The sequence below is a fragment of the Burkholderia sp. Ed8 genome (assembly GCF_040761425.1).
Lineage (GTDB): Bacteria > Pseudomonadota > Gammaproteobacteria > Burkholderiales > Burkholderiaceae > Burkholderia > Burkholderia seminalis.
Window position 1 is genome coordinate 1,221,914 of record NZ_CP142886.1, and the last position, 16,943, is coordinate 1,238,856.

The 16,943-nt window shown below is 67.0% G+C and carries 16 protein-coding genes; 10 read left to right on the forward strand and 6 right to left on the reverse strand.

Annotation, left to right across the window (positions count from 1 at the left end; genetic code table 11):
* Nucleotides 1–18: 18 nt before the first annotated feature.
* Both VXM69_RS19530 and VXM69_RS19535 read right to left on the reverse strand, forming a co-directional pair.
* Nucleotides 19–1,503, reverse strand: coding sequence for a sensor histidine kinase (locus VXM69_RS19530; RefSeq protein WP_367190052.1), 1,485 nt, complete (start codon nt 1,501–1,503; stop codon nt 19–21).
* Between the two features lie 120 nt (nt 1,504–1,623).
* Nucleotides 1,624–2,316, reverse strand: coding sequence for a response regulator transcription factor (locus tag VXM69_RS19535; protein ID WP_006401494.1), 693 nt, complete (start codon nt 2,314–2,316; stop codon nt 1,624–1,626).
* A gap of 123 nt (nt 2,317–2,439) precedes the next feature.
* Between VXM69_RS19535 and VXM69_RS19540 the strand changes: the two genes are divergently transcribed.
* Nucleotides 2,440–2,670 (forward strand): DUF3717 domain-containing protein, encoded by a 231-nt coding sequence (locus VXM69_RS19540; RefSeq protein ID WP_006401493.1) that lies wholly within the window; start codon nt 2,440–2,442, stop codon nt 2,668–2,670.
* Between the two features lie 92 nt (nt 2,671–2,762).
* Here the strand turns inward: VXM69_RS19540 and VXM69_RS19545 are convergent, their stop codons facing one another.
* Nucleotides 2,763–3,140, reverse strand: coding sequence for a 4a-hydroxytetrahydrobiopterin dehydratase (locus tag VXM69_RS19545; protein ID WP_367190053.1), 378 nt, complete (start codon nt 3,138–3,140; stop codon nt 2,763–2,765).
* A gap of 53 nt (nt 3,141–3,193) precedes the next feature.
* Entirely contained in the window at nt 3,194–4,120 is a 927-nt protein-coding gene (gene phhA / locus VXM69_RS19550; RefSeq protein WP_083286554.1) for a phenylalanine 4-monooxygenase, read from the reverse strand.
* Between the two features lie 106 nt (nt 4,121–4,226).
* On the opposite strand from phhA, the gene VXM69_RS19555 reads away from it, so the two are divergent.
* Entirely contained in the window at nt 4,227–4,712 is a 486-nt protein-coding gene (locus tag VXM69_RS19555; protein WP_034188251.1) for an Lrp/AsnC family transcriptional regulator, read from the forward strand.
* Nucleotides 4,713–4,776: 64 nt separating this feature from the next.
* Here the strand turns inward: VXM69_RS19555 and VXM69_RS19560 are convergent, their stop codons facing one another.
* Both VXM69_RS19560 and VXM69_RS19565 read right to left on the reverse strand, forming a co-directional pair.
* A complete protein-coding gene (locus tag VXM69_RS19560) occupies nt 4,777–5,310 on the reverse strand; it encodes a class IV adenylate cyclase (RefSeq protein ID WP_367190054.1) in 534 nt (177 codons plus the stop codon).
* Between the two features lie 131 nt (nt 5,311–5,441).
* Nucleotides 5,442–6,341, reverse strand: coding sequence for a LysR family transcriptional regulator (locus tag VXM69_RS19565; protein ID WP_367190055.1), 900 nt, complete (start codon nt 6,339–6,341; stop codon nt 5,442–5,444).
* 186 nt (nt 6,342–6,527) lie between these two features.
* Between VXM69_RS19565 and VXM69_RS19570 the strand changes: the two genes are divergently transcribed.
* From VXM69_RS19570 to VXM69_RS19605, 8 genes are all read left to right on the forward strand, one after another.
* Entirely contained in the window at nt 6,528–8,213 is a 1,686-nt protein-coding gene (locus tag VXM69_RS19570; RefSeq protein WP_069705841.1) for a GMC family oxidoreductase, read from the forward strand.
* A gap of 438 nt (nt 8,214–8,651) precedes the next feature.
* A complete protein-coding gene (locus VXM69_RS19575; RefSeq protein WP_006477266.1) occupies nt 8,652–9,431 on the forward strand; it encodes an ABC transporter ATP-binding protein in 780 nt (259 codons plus the stop codon).
* A complete protein-coding gene (locus tag VXM69_RS19580) occupies nt 9,428–10,183 on the forward strand; it encodes an ABC transporter ATP-binding protein (protein ID WP_049034865.1) in 756 nt (251 codons plus the stop codon). Before VXM69_RS19575 ends, VXM69_RS19580 begins: the two co-directional genes overlap by 4 nt.
* 77 nt (nt 10,184–10,260) lie before the next feature.
* Nucleotides 10,261–11,460 carry an ABC transporter substrate-binding protein gene (locus VXM69_RS19585; RefSeq protein WP_034188183.1) on the forward strand — a complete coding sequence of 400 codons (1,200 nt, stop codon included), beginning with the start codon at nt 10,261–10,263 and terminating at the stop codon, nt 11,458–11,460.
* A 128-nt stretch (nt 11,461–11,588) separates the two neighbouring features.
* Nucleotides 11,589–12,473 carry a branched-chain amino acid ABC transporter permease gene (locus VXM69_RS19590; RefSeq protein ID WP_034188182.1) on the forward strand — a complete coding sequence of 295 codons (885 nt, stop codon included), beginning with the start codon at nt 11,589–11,591 and terminating at the stop codon, nt 12,471–12,473.
* Nucleotides 12,473–13,450, forward strand: coding sequence for a branched-chain amino acid ABC transporter permease (locus tag VXM69_RS19595; RefSeq protein WP_034188181.1), 978 nt, complete (start codon nt 12,473–12,475; stop codon nt 13,448–13,450). The genes VXM69_RS19590 and VXM69_RS19595 overlap by 1 nt, the downstream gene beginning before the upstream one ends.
* Before the next feature lie 1,075 nt (nt 13,451–14,525).
* Entirely contained in the window at nt 14,526–15,683 is a 1,158-nt protein-coding gene (locus tag VXM69_RS19600) for an ABC transporter substrate-binding protein (RefSeq protein ID WP_367190056.1), read from the forward strand.
* 201 nt (nt 15,684–15,884) lie between these two features.
* Nucleotides 15,885–16,940: a branched-chain amino acid ABC transporter permease gene (locus VXM69_RS19605; protein WP_034188179.1), complete on the forward strand. Its 1,056-nt coding sequence runs from the start codon at nt 15,885–15,887 to the stop codon at nt 16,938–16,940.
* Nucleotides 16,941–16,943: the final 3 nt, after the last annotated feature.

The following is a 16,943-nucleotide window of genomic DNA, read 5'->3' on the forward strand; positions in this document are numbered from 1 at the left end:
TCGCTCGCCGCGAATCGCTCAGTGCGTCGAGGCCGCCGCCGGCGTTTCGCTGGCCGGCTTCTCCGGATGCGCGGCGAGCGGCACCCTCACCACGAAGCGCGAACCGCCGTCGGGCGCATCCTCGTACGACACGGTGCCGCCATGCATCGCGATGATGTCGTGCACGATCGCGAGCCCGAGCCCGGCACCCGTCTCGACGCCGTTGCCGCTTTGCGCGTCGCCGCGGAAGAAGCGCTTGAACAGGTCGGCCTGCTGGTTCGCGGGCACGCCGGGGCCGTTGTCTTCCACGACGATCTCGGCGGCCGGCTGGCCGTCCTCGAGCGCGCTGCGCGCGACGTTCACCGTGATCCGCGCACCGTCCGGCCGGGCAAGCGGCACGTATTTCAGCGCATTGTCGAGCAGGTTCGCGATCACCTCGCGCAGCAGCACGGGGTTGCCGCGCACGATCAGCTTCTCGTCGTCGTCCGCGCCGTCGGCGCGCTGGAAACCGAGATCGACGTGCGACGCGAGGGCACGCGGCACCCATTCGGCACCCGTCTCGAACGCCATCGCCGCGAGGTCGACATCGACGAAGCGTGCGGCCTGCTCACCCGGTTCCGCGCGGGCAAGCGACAGCAACTGGTTGGACAGTCGCACCGCACGGTCGGCGGCCGCACGCAGTTCGCGTACCGCCGCATAGGTCTGGTGCGGATCGCGCGCGACGGCGGCCTGTTCCGCATGCAGCTTCACGGCCGTGAGCGGCGTGCGCAACTGGTGCGCGGCGTCGGCGATGAACTTGCGCTGCGCGTCCAGCGCGGTCTTCAGGCGGCCGAGCAGCGCGTTCATCGCGCTCGTCAGCGGCCGGATCTCCAGCGGCACCTCGGTTTCGTCGACCGGTTCCAGCGACGTGTGGGTCTGCCGGTTCAGCGAATCGGCGAGATGCGTGAGCGGGCCCAGCTGCTGGTTCACGACGCGCCACACGATGCCCCAGCCCGCGAGCAGCAGCAGCAACAGGGGCATCATGATCGCGACGAGGAATTCGGCCGCGATCCGGTAGCGGTGCCGCACCGGCTGCGCGACTTCGACGACCATCGGCTTGCCGCCCTCGACGTTGTCGACACGCACCTGTGCGACGCGCACCGCGCGGTTGTCGTACTCCGCCTCGAACACGTACGCGTGGTGCATGCGGCGCACGTTGATGCCCTGCAGCGGCAGTTTCGGATCGCCGGCGAGTTCCTGCTCGCCGTCGCTGATCCGGTAGATCAGCGCTTCGGCGGGATCGGAGAACATCGCCTGCGCGAGCGGCGGCACCGTGAACGGCGCGTCGGGGCCGGCGATCTGGATCTGTTTGGAGATGGCGGTGGCGAGATCGGCGAGCGAGCGGTCGATCACATGCTGCGTGTACTGCCACGCGAGCCAGTAGGCGATCAGGCCGCTCATCAGCGCGAGCATCGACAGCGGGGCGGCGAGGCGCCGGAGCAGCGAACGGCGCAGGCTGGTGGTCACAGCCGGATCAGGAGACATTTCGACGGGCAAATGGATAAGCGCCGCTCACGGGGAGCGGCGCGGTCGTACGCCGGGCGGCGCAACGGAGCGGGCGGCGCACACGCCGGCGGCACCTGGCCGGCCGGCATGCGGCGCCGCTCAGACGCTCGCCGTCTGGCGGATTTCCTGCAGCAGGTAGCCGAAGCCGCGCACCGTGACGATTTCGACACGGCACTGCTCGAGTTTCTTGCGCACCCGGTGCACGTAGACTTCGATCGCGGTGTCGCCGAGATCGCCGCCGAAGTGCGTGAGGTGATCTTGCAGCTGGGCCTTGCTGACGACGCGGCCGTGACGCAGCAGCAGCATCTCGAGCACCGCGAATTCGCGCGGCGACAGCTCGAGCGGCTTGTCGTCGTTGAAGATGCGGCGGTCGACGCCCGACAGGCGGACGCCGCCGAGCGACACTTCCGGCCGCGGCATGTCGCTGTGCGGGCCGCTGCGGCGCATCACCGCGCGGATGCGCGCCTCGAGCTCGGCCGGCTCGAACGGCTTGAGCATGTAATCGTCGGCACCGGAGTTCAGGCCCTGGATCCGGTCGTTCAGCTCGTCGCGTGCGGTCAGCACGATCACGGGCGTGTGGCGGTTGGTCTGGCGGAAACGCGTGAGCAGCGTCATCCCGTCGATGCCCGGCAGGCCGAGGTCGAGGATCACGAGTTCGTGGCGGTTCTGTGCCAGCGCCTGCTCGGCAAAGATGCCGTCATGCACCATGTCGACGGTGAAGCCAGCCTGCTCGAGGCTGCTCTGGATGCCGCGTGCGATGGGGCGGTCGTCTTCGATCAGAAGGAGTCGCATGAAGTTCGCTCAAGTACAATGGGTTGGCGGTTCAGGCACGCGGACAGCACGACGCCGTTTCCACAGGGGCGCCGCCTTACCTGACAATCAAGCATGGCGGCCAGCGAACGATTAAATCCAATCATGTCCGATATTTCGATCCACGACCTAGAAGCCGCGATCAATTTCTGGCGCGCCCGCTCGCCGTCGAGCGGCGACGAACTCAAACTCTGCGAAGAGGCCAGCGCGCTCTCCAAGCCGTATGCGCTGCTGATTGTACAGCGCGAAAGCGCGTTGCAACTGGAAGGTTTGGACCCCAAGGCACGGAAAGCGTATGAGACTTACGTGCGCCTTAAGGATGGCTTGGAAAGCTGAAGGCTTTCGCTGAGTACATCCTAGAAAACGTTCATCGAAATGAAAAGTTGACGCGCCGCGCACCAAAAGACGCGCGGCGGTAGAGGAAAGCGTCAGGCGGACGGTTGCGCGTGCGCGCCGGCGCGGTCGATGAACAGCGCGAGTTCGATGTCGCGTTCGGTCAGGCCGTCGGCGTCGTGGGTCGACAGCGTGACGTCGACGCGGTTGTACACGTTGAACCATTCCGGATGGTGGTTCATCTCCTGCGCCTTGATCGCGACGCGCGTCATGAAGCCGAACGCTTCGTTGAAATCGGCGAAGCGCAGGCTGCGCTGGATGGCGTCGCGGCCCGGCACGGCCGTCCAGAGCGGCAGGCCTGCGAGCCGGATCTTGCGTTCTTCTGATGTGAGCTTGTGGATCATCTTGCACCTCTCGTTCGGTAACGGCGCCCGCGCGCGGCTGCGCCGCGCGGCACGGCCGGCGCCGTTCATTGTTTCATAGTTGCGGGCAGGGTGACGGGCACCGGCCTCGGCGCCCCGGCGTGTCACGCGTCGGCGTCGTCGGGCCAGCCTTCGCCCGTGCCGCGGTGCAGCACGCGATCGCTATCGAGCACCGCGCCGGCCGCGAATTCGGGCAGCGCCGCGAGCCGGTCGGCCAGCGCACGGCCGTCGACGCCGGCGAGCGCGAACAGCTGCGCGAAATCGTCGATCACGAAGTAGGTCTTCTGGAACGTGTCGATCCGGTACTTCGTGCGCATCACGCGTTCGAGGTCGAAACCGAGCCGGTTCGGCGCCGCGCTTTCGAGGCTGTACAGGCTTTCGCCCTTGCTCGACACGATCCCGGCGCCGTAGATCGACAGCCCGTTCGGGCCGCGCGGATCGCGGATCAGCCCGAATTCCACCGTATACCAGTAGAGCCGTGCGAGCCGCGCCAGCGCGGCCTCGTCGTCGGCGACCGCGAGCGCGGTGCGGCCGTACGCCTGCATGTAGTCGGCGAACACCGGGTCGATCAGCAGCGGCACGTGGCCGAACAGGTCGTGGAAGCAGTCGGGTTCCTGCAGGTAGTCGAGCTGGTCGGGCCGGCGCATCCACCAGGTGACCGGGAAACGGCGGTTCGCGAGATGCTCGAAGAACACGCGGTCGGGCACGAGGCCCGGCACCGCGACGATCTCCCAGCCGGTCGCGGGCTTCAGCTGGCGGTTCACGTCGGCGAACGACGGCACGCGGTCGGCCGGCAGGTCGATCTTGCCGAGCCCGGCGACGAACGCGTCGCACGCGCGCCCGCGCAGCAGCGCCGACTGGCGCGCATAGAGCTGCTTCCACACCGCGTGGTCGACCTGGCCGTAGCGCCGCAGCGGCTGGTCGATGGTGAAATCGGCGCGGGTTTCGAGGCCCGCGTCGAACTGCTCCTGCAGTTTCGCGGTGACGACGGTGGACATGATCAGGCTCTGCACGCTGGGGTGGGTAACCATGCAAGTGTAGAGCGGGCCGCGCGCGGAAAGGGCGCATCGTTGGCGCTGATTTGATGGTTGATGCGATAATCGTGCATCAAATCACGAATCAATGCGGAGAATGCTCATGCTGGAACTCGATCACTTCGATCTCGCGCTGCTGGACGTGCTGCAGCGCTTCGGTCGCGCGACGCATCAGCAGCTCGGCGAGGAGGTGCCGCTGTCGCCGTCGCAGATCGGCCGGCGGCTGCAGCGGCTCGAGGCGGCCGGCGTGATCGAAGGCTATCGCGTGATGCTCCGCCCGGAAAGGCTCGGGCTCGGCGTCACCGCGTTCACGAGCCTGAAGCTCAAGCACCACGGCGATTCGATCATCGAGCAGTTCCAGCAGCAGATCGACGTGCTGCCCGAAGTGCTCGAATGCCACGCGGTGGTGGGCGATGCCGACTACCTGCTGCGGATCGTCGCGCCCGACCTGAACGCGCTGTCGCAGTTCGTGATGAAGAAGCTGATGCGCGTGCCGGGCGTCGACAGCGTGCGCTCGAACATCGTGCTGACGACCTTCAAGCGCAACGGCGCGCTGCCGCTCGCGCACCTGGCGCCCGGCGCCGCATGACGCAATGACGGGGCGGCGGCAGGGCTGAAGGCGGGCCGCGCTGCGCGGCCGCCGAAGGGCCGGATCAGGCCGTTTCGTACTGCGTATCGGCGTTCAGCAGGTCGACGTACGCGACCGCGACGAGATCGTCCTGCGCCACGCCGAGCTTCGCGAACACGTCGTGCGCTTCGGCTTCGCCGCCGGCCTCGTCGTCGTCCGGGCCGAGCACGACTTCCAGTTCGATGAAATCGCCGAGGCCGTCGACGCGGTCGAGATGGATGCGCGTGCGACCCGCAAGGTACACGTGCCGTTCCTTCGTCACGATCCCGCGGGTGGTCAGCGCGGTCGCGAGCAGCGCGTGCATCGCGTCGGGGTTCGTCACCGGGCTGCGCGTGTAGTACGACGCCTTCGGGCCGTCGCGGTCGTCGCGCTGGTAGAAGATCAGTTCGGCCGGCGTGCCGTCCTCGAAACGGCGCAGCTTGAGCCGGCCGCGCGGCACGTCGTAGAAGAAATCCTGCTGGCGGTAGAACAGCGGCGCTTCGGTCGCGAGCTTGGCAGCCTGTTCGCGCAGCCGGTCGAATTCGCGGGCGCGGGCTTTGATCTCGATGTTGCGGGCCATGCGGGTCTCCTTCAATCGGGGTCTCGCGGTGTGCGAACGCACAATCTAGCAAAAACGCGAAGACGATGGCGTGACCTCCGGTGTAGCGGGATGACGCGTGCGGGCCGTCACGCCACCTTCATCAGCACGGCTCATATCGCCCACTGGGCCTCGATCAGCCGCAGCGCGGCCGCGATCGCCGGTTCGTCGCGCCGCTCGGCGAGCGTCACGAACGTCAGCTCGGTCGGCACCGTCACGCGTTCGACGATCGTCAGCGCGTGGGCGTGCGCTTCGGCCAGCGCGGTCGAGTCGCGCGCGAGCGTCAGTCCGATCCCCGATTTGACGAGGTCGAGCATCGACTGCTCCTGGTCGACCTCGGCGACCTTCACCGGCTGCGCGCCGGCGTTGGCGAAGCGCCGCGACAGCAGCCGGTGGTGCGCGGACGCCGGCGGCGTCCAGATCCACGGCAGCGCGGCGAGCGCACGCCAGTCGTGCGCGCGCTGCACGCGTTCCTTCCAGCCGGCCGGCGCGAGCACGCGGTACTGGAAATGCGTGAGCGTGACGGTGTGGAACAGTGTGCCGTCGAGCGAATCGTCCTCGCCCGGCCGGCCGATGTAGTAGCCGACATCGAGCGCCCGCGTGCGCACCTGTTCGATCACCCAGCCCGACATCCCGTGCCGCAGCGCCGTCTCGATCTGCGGATGGGTCTCGACCAGCGCGCGCAGGAAGCCGCCGAGCCGCAGGAAACCCGGATCGAGGATCGTGCCGATCCGCAGCCGGCCGCGCACTTCGTGCCGCAGCGCGGCAGCGGCGCGCTGCACGTCGGCGGCCGCGGCGAGCGCGCGTTCCGCATGCGGCAGCAGTGTCTGGCCGTCGCGCGTGAGCGCGAGCCCGCGCGACGTGCGCGTGAACAGCGTGACGCCGAGCGTCTCCTGCAGATGCTTGATCTGCAGGCTGACGGCCGGCTGTGTCACGTGCAGCTGCGCGGCGGCGCGCGTCAGGTTGCCTTCGCGCGCGACCGTCGCGAACGCGCGGAGCAGGGTGAGATCCATCGTCGTGATATGAGCGTGGCTTATAACGCGGTTCAGCATAACTCATTGGATCGGCTGCCGGCCGCGGGAGTACGCTTGCTCGGGTCATGGTGTGCGCGGCCGCCTGCATGGCCCGCGACGCACTATGCTGAAAATGCGCGCGGCATCGCGCCGCGCGGCGCACAACAAGGAAGAAGGGGACACGCCGTGAGTACTCCACGTACGCTCGAAGGCGAATTCGATTACGTGATCGTCGGCGCGGGCACCGCGGGCTGCGTGCTCGCGAACCGCCTGACCGAGGATCCCGACATCCGCGTCCTGCTGCTGGAAGCCGGCGGCAAGGACGACTATCACTGGATCCATATTCCGGTCGGCTATCTGTACTGCATCGGCAACCCGCGCACCGACTGGCTGTACAAGACGCAACCCGAGGCGGCGCTCAACGGGCGCGCGCTGTCGTATCCGCGCGGCCGCGTGCTCGGCGGCTGCTCGTCGATCAACGGGATGATCTACATGCGCGGCCAGCGCGAGGATTACGACAGCTGGGCCGAGGCCACCGGCGACGCAGGCTGGTCGTGGGACAGCGTGCTGCCGATCTTCAAGCGCAGCGAGGATCACCATGCGGGCGCGAGCGACGCGCACGGCGCGGGCGGCTACTGGCGCGTCGAGAAGCAGCGTCTGCGCTGGGAGATCCTCGAATCGTTCGCGCAGGCCGCACAGCAGTCCGGCATTCCCGCGACCGACGATTTCAACCGCGGCGACAATACCGGGGTCGGCTATTTCGAGGTGAACCAGAAGCGCGGCGTGCGCTGGAATACGTCGAAGGCATTCCTGCGGCCCGCGATGGCGCGGCCGAACCTGACCGTGATCACCGGCGCGCAGGCGCAGCGCGTGATCTTCGACGGGCGGCGCGCCGTCGGCGTCGAGTATCGCGGCGGCGGCACCGACTACGTCGCGCGGGCCCGCGCGGAAGTGCTGCTGACGTCCGGCGCGGTGAATTCGCCGCAGCTGCTCGAGCTGTCGGGAATCGGCGACGGCCGGCGATTGCAGGCGCTCGGCATCGACGTCGTGCAGGATCTGCCGGGCGTCGGCGAAAACCTGCAGGATCATCTGCAGTTGCGGATGGCGTTTCGCGTCGAAGGCGTGCGCACGCTCAACACGCTGTCCGCGCACTGGTGGGGCAAGCTGATGATCGGCGCCGAATATGCGTTGCTGCAGCGCGGGCCGATGTCGATGGCGCCGTCGCAGCTCGGCGCATTCGCGAAATCGGATCCGGACGATCCCGCGCTCACGCGCCCCGATCTCGAATACCACGTGCAGCCGTTGTCGCTCGAACGCTTCGGCGAACCGCTGCACAGCTTCAACGCATTCACGGCGTCGGTGTGTCATCTGCGGCCGACCTCGCGTGGCAGCGTGCACGTCACGAGCGCCGATCCGGGCATCGCGCCGGCGATCGCGCCGAACTATCTGTCGACCGATCACGATCGCCATGTCGCCGCGAACGCGCTGCGCCTGACGCGCCGGATCGCGTCCGCGCCGGCGCTCGCGCGCTATCGTCCCGCGGAAATCCTGCCGGGCACGCAATACCGGAGCGAAGCCGAGCTGATCGAGGCGGCCGGCGCCGTCGGCACGACGATCTTCCATCCGGTCGGCACCTGCCGGATGGGACGGGCCGACGACGAACGCGCGGTGGTCGACAGCCGGTTGCGCGTACGCGGCATCGCCGGGCTGCGGATCGTCGACGCGTCGGTGATGCCGTTCATCACGTCGGGCAACACCAATTCGCCGACGCTGATGATCGCCGAGCGCGCGAGCGACATGATCCGCGCCGATCGCCGCGCGGCGCGCGAGGCGACGCCGGTGCGAACCGACGCTGCGGCGTCGGTTGCGTGACGGCCCGCTGACGCGCGCGACAGCGGGCCGTCATGCACGCGGCCGCTGATTCGCTATGCGAAACAAGCCGTCGCCGCGGCCGCGCGAGCGGCACGATCCATGCTCGATGCAGGCCGCGCAGTCGCGCGGCTTGTTTCATCGCGCGTGCCGGGTGTGGCGGAAGGTCAACGCGCGATGATGCACGTGTCAAAAAAGCATGGCGAAAAATCGCGTTCGGCCGCGTGCGACAGGGCGGTCAGCCCTATAAGTGCAAATCCCGATGATTGCACTGCACCAACGGCGCGACAATGTTGCGCAATGTGCATACGCGTCGGCGCGGGAGACCAACCCTCGAGGCGTACCACGGCGCCCGGGGGCAGCCCGCTGATCCGCTGACCTGTTCGCGGCCGCTTGCGCCAGGCATCCCGGTGCTTCGCCTGACTTCGTACGGAAGGGAACATGATTCTCGGCGACACGATTCTGGAAACACGCGGACTGACGAAGGAATTCAGGGGCTTCACCGCCGTGAACGGCGTCAACCTGCGTGTGCGCCGCGGTGCGATCCACGCATTGATCGGGCCCAACGGCGCGGGCAAGACCACCTGCTTCAACCTTCTCACCAAGTTCCTGACACCGACGGCCGGCCAGATCGTCTTCAACGGCATCGACATCACCGACGAGCGGCCCGCGCAGGTCGCGCGGCGCGGCATCATCCGTTCGTTCCAGATCTCGGCCGTGTTCCCGCACCTGACCGCGCTGCAGAACGTGCGCATCGGCCTGCAGCGCGCGCTCGGCACCGAATTCCATTTTTGGCGCAGCGAACGCACGCTGAAGCGGCTCGACGACCGCGCGATGGATCTCCTCACGCAGGTCGGCCTCACCGATTTCGCGCACGTGCCGACCGTCGAGCTCGCGTACGGCCGCAAGCGCGCGCTCGAGATCGCGACGACGCTCGCGATGGAGCCCGAACTGATGCTGCTCGACGAGCCCACGCAGGGGATGGGCCACGAGGACGTCGATCGCGTGACCGCGCTGATCAAGAAGGTCGCGAGCGGCCGCACGATCCTGATGGTGGAACACAACATGAACGTGATCGCGGGCATCTCCGACACGATTACCGTCCTGCAACGCGGTGAGGTGCTGGCCGAAGGCTCGTATGCGGAGGTCTCGAAGAATCCGCTCGTCATCGAAGCCTACATGGGCAGCGCCGACGCGGCGCTCGCGGGGGCGCACGCATGAAGCACAGCGAACGGGAGGAACGCGAATTGAGCGGCGTCGAGAGCGGTACGCCCGCGCTGGAGATCACGGGCCTGGAGGCCTGGTACGGGGAGTCCCACATATTGCACGGTGTCGACCTGACCGTGCATCGCGGCGAGGTCGTCACGCTGCTCGGCCGCAACGGCGCGGGCCGCACGACGACGCTGCGCGCGATCATGGGCCTCACGGGCCGCCGCAGCGGGTCGATCAAGGTCGCGGGCCACGAGACGATCGGCCTCGCGACGCACCGCATCGCGCATTTCGGCATCGGCTACTGCCCGGAGGAGCGCGGGATCTTCTCGAGCCTGTCGTGCGAGGAGAACCTGATGCTGCCGCCGCTGATCGGGCCGCGCGAGCACGCGATGTCGCTCGACGAGATCTACGCGATGTTCCCGAACCTCGCGTCGCGCCGGCAGAGCCAGGGCACGCGGCTGTCCGGCGGCGAGCAGCAGATGCTCGCGGTCGCGCGGATCCTGCGCACCGGCGCGAACCTGCTGCTGCTCGACGAGATTTCCGAAGGCCTCGCACCGGTGATCGTGCAGGCGCTCGCGCGGATGATCGTCGCGCTGAAGGCGCGCGGCTACACGATCGTGATGGTCGAACAGAATTTCCGCTTTGCCGCGCCGCTCGCCGACCGCTTCTACGTGATGGAGCACGGCACCATCGTCGAGCATTTCCAGGCGGCCGAACTGGAAAGCAAGATGCCGACCCTGCACGACCTGCTTGGGGTGTGACGCCGCCCCGTTGCCCTTGCCGCTAGCCGTGGCGGCCCTCGAACAACCACAACGCATCAGAACAACAGGAGACGTCAATGAAAATGAAGACCCTCGCACAGGCCTGTCTCGCACTCGCGGCCGCCGCGTTCACCGCCGGCGCCGCACACGCGGCGGATACCGTGAAGATCGGCTTCATCACCGACATGTCGGGGCTTTACGCGGATATCGACGGGCAGGGCGGCCTCGAGGCGATCCGCATGGCGGTCGCCGATTTCGGCGGCAAGGTGCTCGGCAAGCCGATCGAGGTCGTCTACGCCGATCACCAGAACAAGGCCGACATTGCCGCATCGAAGGCGCGCGAATGGATGGACCGCGGCGGGCTCGACCTGCTGGTCGGCGGCACGAACTCGGCCACCGCGCTGTCGATGAACCAGGTCGCGGCCGAGAAGAAGAAGGTCTACATCAACATCGGCGCGGGCGCCGACACGCTGACCAACGAGCAGTGCACGCCGTACACGGTCCACTATGCATACGACACGATGGCGCTCGCGAAAGGCACCGGTTCGGCGGTGGTGAAGCAGGGCGGCAAGTCGTGGTTCTTCCTGACGGCCGACTACGCGTTCGGCAAGGCGCTCGAGAAGAACACGTCGGACGTCGTGAAGGCGAACGGCGGGCAGGTGCTCGGCGCGGTGCGCCACCCGCTGTCGGCATCGGATTTCTCGTCGTTCCTGCTGCAGGCGCAGGCGTCGAAGGCGCAGATTCTCGGCCTCGCGAACGCCGGCGGCGACACGATCAACTCGATCAAGGCCGCGAAGGAATTCGGCATCATGAAGACGATGAAGCTCGCCGCGCTGCTGATGTTCATCGACGACGTGCACAGCCTCGGCCTCGAGACGACGCAGGGCCTCGTGCTGACCGACAGCTGGTACTGGAACCGCGACGCCGCGTCGCGCCAGTGGGCGCAGCGCTACTTCGGCAAGATGAAGAAGATGCCGTCGAGCCTGCAGGCGGCCGACTACTCGTCGGTGACGACCTACCTGAAGGCCGTGCAAGCCGCCGGGACGACCGACTCCGACAAGGTGATGGCCGAGCTGAAGAAGATCAAGATCAACGACTTCTACGCGAAGGGCTACATCCGCACGGACGGCAGCATGATCCACGACATGTACCTGATGGAAGTGAAGAAGCCGTCGGAATCGAAGGAGCCGTGGGATTACTACAAGGTGCTCGCGACGATTCCGGGCGAACAGGCGTTCGGGACCAAGCAGGAGACGCGCTGCGCGTTGTGGAAGTAAGCAGGGCGTAGCGGCGCGCACGGGCGCGCCGCTCGGTGGCGGCTGCCGCGATGTGCCCGCTGCGCCGCCCGCGTGCGTGGCGCCTGAAAGTTGCGCACGCAACGAAACTCATTCTGACGGCTAAGTCGATGGAAATCTTTGGCATTCCGTTGCCGGCGATGCTGAGCCAGTTGCTGCTCGGGCTCGTCAACGGCTCGTTCTACGCGATCCTGAGCCTCGGGCTCGCGGTGATCTTCGGGCTGCTCAACGTGATCAACTTCGCGCACGGCGCGCTGTTCATGCTGGGCGCGATGCTCGCGTGGATGGGCCTGTCGTACTTCGGGCTGCCGTACTGGGCGATGCTCGTGCTGGCGCCGCTGGTGGTCGGCGCGTTCGGGATCGCGATCGAACGCTCGATGCTGCGCTGGCTGTACAAGCTCGATCACCTGTACGGGCTGCTGCTCACGTTCGGCCTCACGCTGGTCGTCGAAGGCGTGTTCCGGTCGATCTACGGATCGTCGGGCCAGCCGTACGACGTGCCGTCGCAGCTGTCGGGCGCGACCAACCTCGGCTTCATGTTCCTGCCGAACTATCGCGCGTGGGTCGTCGTCGCGTCGCTCGCGGTGTGTCTCGCGACGTGGTTCGTGATCGAGAAGACACGTCTGGGTGCCTACCTGCGCGCGGGCACCGAGAACCCGAAGCTCGTCGAGGCGTTCGGCGTGAACGTGCCGATGATGATCACGCTCACCTACGGCTTCGGCGTCGCGCTCGCCGCGTTCGCCGGCGTGCTGGCCGCGCCGGTGATCCAGGTGTCGCCGCTGATGGGCCAGCCGATGATCATCACCGTGTTCGCGGTGGTCGTGATCGGCGGGATGGGCTCGATCCTCGGCTCGATCGTCACGGGCCTGCTGCTCGGCGTGATCGAAGGCTTCACGCGCGTGTTCTATCCGGAAGCGTCGGCCACCGTCGTGTTCGTGATCATGGCGATCGTGCTGCTGTTCCGCCCGGCGGGCCTCTTCGGCAAGGAAAAATGATGCAGAGAAAAGTGCTCTACGGCGTGCTGCTCGCCGCACTGCTCGCCGCGCCGTTCATCGGCGCGTATCCGGTGTTCGTGATGAAGGTGCTGACGTTCGCGCTGTTCGCGGCCGCGTTCAACCTGCTGATCGGCTATACGGGACTGCTGTCGTTCGGCCATGCGATGTTCCTCGCGACGGCCGGCTACGCGACCGGCTATTCGATGCAGACGCTCGGCTTCACGCCGGAGCTCGGCGTGCTGGTCGGCACCGTCGCCGCGACGCTGCTCGGGCTCGTCGTCGGGCTGTTCGCGATCCGCCGGCAGGGCATCTACTTCGCGATGATCACGCTCGCGTTCGCGCAGATGGTCTACTTCATCTACCTGCAGGCGCCGTTCACGCACGGCGAGGACGGCCTGCAGGGCGTGCCGCGCGGCCGCCTGTTCGGGCTGCTCGACCTGTCGAACGACGTCGCGCTGTACTACGTCGTGCTGGCAGTGGTCGTCGCCGCATGCGCGTTCATCGTGCGGGTCGTCCATTCGCCGTTCGGCCAGGTGCTCGTCGCCATCAAGGAAAACGAAGCGCGCGCCATCTCGCTCGGCTACGACACCGACCGCTTCAAGCTGCTCGCGTTCATCCTGTCGGCCGGGCTCGCGGGGCTGGCCGGCTCGCTGAAGGTGCTCGTGCTCGGTTTCGAGACGCTGTCCGACGCACACTGGACGATGTCGGGCCTGGTCGTGCTGATGACGCTCGTCGGCGGGATGGGCACCCTGTTCGGGCCGCTTCTCGGCGCCGCGCTGATCGTCGCGCTGGAAGACCGGCTCGGCGACATCGGAGAATGGCTCGCGTCGGCCACGGGCGTCGCGTGGTTCCATTCGCTCGGCGAATCGGCGACGATCGTCACCGGGCTGATCTTCATCGCATGCGTGCTGGCATTCCGGCGCGGCATCGTCGGCGAGATGGTTGCGCGGATCAAGCCGCTCAGGGCATCGCCCTGAGCGCAGGCCGTACGCATCGCCGCCCGCTGATGCGCAGCACCATCCCGCATGCGCCGAAAAGGGTATTGCGGCCGGCTCGGGCCGGCGCCGCGCGACAGGCTGGTGCCCCATTTTCGTGCGGCAATGCACCATAGGGGTAAATGCTAAGTTGTCGTGGTGCTTAAGCCTCTTTAAGATTCACTCTAGTTCTGATGCACCGCGAAACGAATTTGCAGGTGGAGAACGAGGAGACAATCGAGGCACAAAGTGCCCGGACCCCAAAGCGCTGTTGGACGGAATCCAACAGCGCTTTTTCATTTGCGTGCACGGATTTCCCCCGATGGTGCATCGGCCTGCGCGATAGTCGTGCCCCGCGCCTGCATGCGCACCGCATCGCTTCCGCGCTTCGCCGCGTTCTCCGTTTTTCCCGTTCCCGACATTCGTTTGCAGACAGCGCGCCGTTGCGCACATGCTGTCCGGGCTTACCCGGTTGGCGTGCGCGAATCGCGTCCGTTACACTCAGCTTTCGCCGACCGAGCGGTCGGGAAAACGGTCGGCAGTTCTCCTACAAGCAGAATGCAGAAGAGGGAGTACGGTTGGATGAGCAGCGCGGGACGATGGTTCGGGGCAGGAAAGGCGGCTGGCGCCGCCCGTTCGTCGCGGGGTGTGGCAACGGTCAGCGCGGCCTTCCCGGGCCGTTCTGCGGCCTGTACGCGCGCTGCGACGCCATCGCGGGTCGTTGCGTTCGCATCCGTATCCGCATTCTCATGAGCCGCCGTTTTTTCGACGTTTCACCGCGCGCATACCTGGCCGTATCCGGCCGGCGCGGCGTGCGTTCCCGCCATCGTTGCGCATGCATCGATCGTTCGCACGATCCCGTATTTCTTCGCCACCTTCATCCTGACGACACTGCTGCTGCGCATCGTGACGGGCGAACGGCCGTGTCAGGCGGCAGGCGGCGGGTGTGCGGGGTTTCACGGGAAAACGAGCGTAGGCGCGGCCAGGCGAGATAGTTAAATTATTAACTTGTTTTGGGGGACCGGGAGCCGCCCGAGCGACCCGTGGCTTTTTCGAGCAGCGTTTGGAGACAACGTAAATGAAGATGAATCGATGGATGGAGGCCGTGCTTGCCGCGGGCCTCGTGTGCGCGGCGGCAACGGCGTCGGCGCAGGTGAAGATCGGCGTGACGCTGTCGGCCACCGGGCCGGCCGCGTCGCTCGGGATCCCGGAAAAGAACACGATCGCGCTGCTGCCCAAGCAAATCGCGGGCAAGAGCGTGCAGTACATCGTGCTGGATGACGCCTCCGACACGAGCCGTGCGGTGCAGAACGTGCGCAAGCTGGTCGACGAGGACCACGTCGACGCGATCATCGGCTCGTCCGTCACGCCGAACTCGCTCGCGATGCTCGACCCGGTATCGCAGGGCAAGACGCCGACGATCTCGCTCGCCGCGAGCGCGCAGATCATCTCGCCGATGGACGCGAAGCGCGCGTGGATGTTCAAGGTGCCGCAGAATGACCAGCTGATGGCCGATGCGATCGCCGGCTACATGGCGAAGCACGGCGTGAAGACGGTCGGCTTCGTCGGCTTTGCCGATGCGTACGGCGACAGCTGGTACAACACGTTCAACGCGGCGGCCGCGAAGAACGGCCTGAAGGTCGTATCGAACGAGCGCTACAACCGCACCGACGCGTCGGTGATGGGGCAGGTGCTGAAGCTGCTGGGCTCGAACCCGGATGCGGTGCTGATCGCGGGCTCCGGCACGCCGGCGGCGCTGCCGGCCAAGACGCTGAAGGAGCGTGGCTACAAGGGCAAGGTGTACCAGACGCACGGCGTCGCGAACAACGACTTCCTGCGCGTGTGCGGCAAGGATTGCGAAGGCGAGATCCTGCCGGCCGGCCCGGTGCTCGTGACCGACCAGCTGCCTGATTCGAACCCGGTGAAGAAGCCGGCGCTCGGTTACAAGGCCGCGTACGAGAAGGCCTACGGCGCGGGCTCGCTGTCGACGTTCGGCGGCCATGCGTGGGATGCGGGGCTGTTGCTGCAGCGTGCGATTCCGGAGGCGCTGAAGAAGGGCCAGCCGGGCACCGAGGCGTTCCGCGAGGCGCTGCGTGCGTCGCTCGAAAGCGTGAAGGACCTTCCCGTGTCGCACGGCGTGATCAACATGACGGCAACCGATCACAACGGCTTCGACACGCGTGCGCGCGTGATGGTGCAGATCGTCGACGGCAAGTGGAAGCTGCAGGCCGAGTAAGCATCACGTGAAACCGGCATGCGCGGCGCGAACGGCGCCGCGCATGCCGTCGGCAGGGCGCCGGGCCTGACGGGCCGCGCCCCGGGCTGCCTGGAACGTCCGGGGGCCGACACATGGCGCGTGACGCGCCTGCCGTGTCGCCCATGCCCCGCGGCGTTTCCGCCTTTCGTTTCTCCGCAGCATTCTCGATACACGAAACGTATGGATCTCTCGATTGCGGCGATCCTCGCGCAAGACGGCATCACGACGGGCGCCATTTATGCATTGCTGTCCTTGGCGCTCGTGCTGGTGTTTTCCGTCACGCGGGTGATCTTCATTCCCCAGGGCGAATTCGTCGCCTACGGTGCGCTGACGCTTGCCGCGTTGCAGGCGCAGAAATTTCCCGCCACCTGCTGGCTGCTGTTCGTGATGGGCATCGCGTGCTTCCTGCTCGAAGTCGGCGGCCTGATCCGGCATCGCGAGCGCCGCCATCAGCTCGGCCGCACGCTCGCGACGCTCGGCAGCCGCTACATCCTGCTGCCGCTCGCGGTGTTCGCGATCACGCGCAGCTTTGCCGCGCAGCCGATGCCGATGCTCGCGCAGATCGCGCTGACGCTTGCGATCGTCGTGCCGATGGGGCCGTTCGTCTACCGGCTCGTGTACCAGCCGATCGCCGAAGGCACGACGCTGCTGCTGTTGATCGTGTCGGTCGCCGTCCACTTCGCGATGGTCGGCCTCGGGCTCGTGATGTTCGGCGCGGAAGGCTCGCGTACCAACGGATTCTCGGACGCGTCGCTGGCGATCGGCAGCATGACGATCTCGGTGCAGAGCATCCTGGTCGTCGCCACGGCGCTCGTGCTGATCGGTGCGCTCTACGTGTACTTCGGCCGCACGATCGCCGGCAAGGCGCTGCGTGCGACGTCGGTGAACCGGCTCGGCGCTCGGCTCGTCGGCATCGGCACGACGGAAGCGGGGCGGCTCGCGTTTACGTTTGCGGCGGGGCTCGGCGTGCTGTCCGGGATCCTCGTCGGCCCGCTGACGACGATCTACTACGACTCGGGCTTCCTGATCGGTCTGAAGGGTTTCGTCGGCGCGATCATCGGCGGGCTCGTCAGCTATCCGCTCGCGGCCGCCGGCTCGCTGCTGGTTGGCGTGCTCGAATCGTATTCGTCGTTCTGGGCGAGCGCGTACAAGGAGGTGATCGTGTTCACGCTGATCATTCCGGTGCTGCTGTGGCGGAGCTTCGTGACGCCGCATGCGGAAGAGGAAGAGGAGTGACGC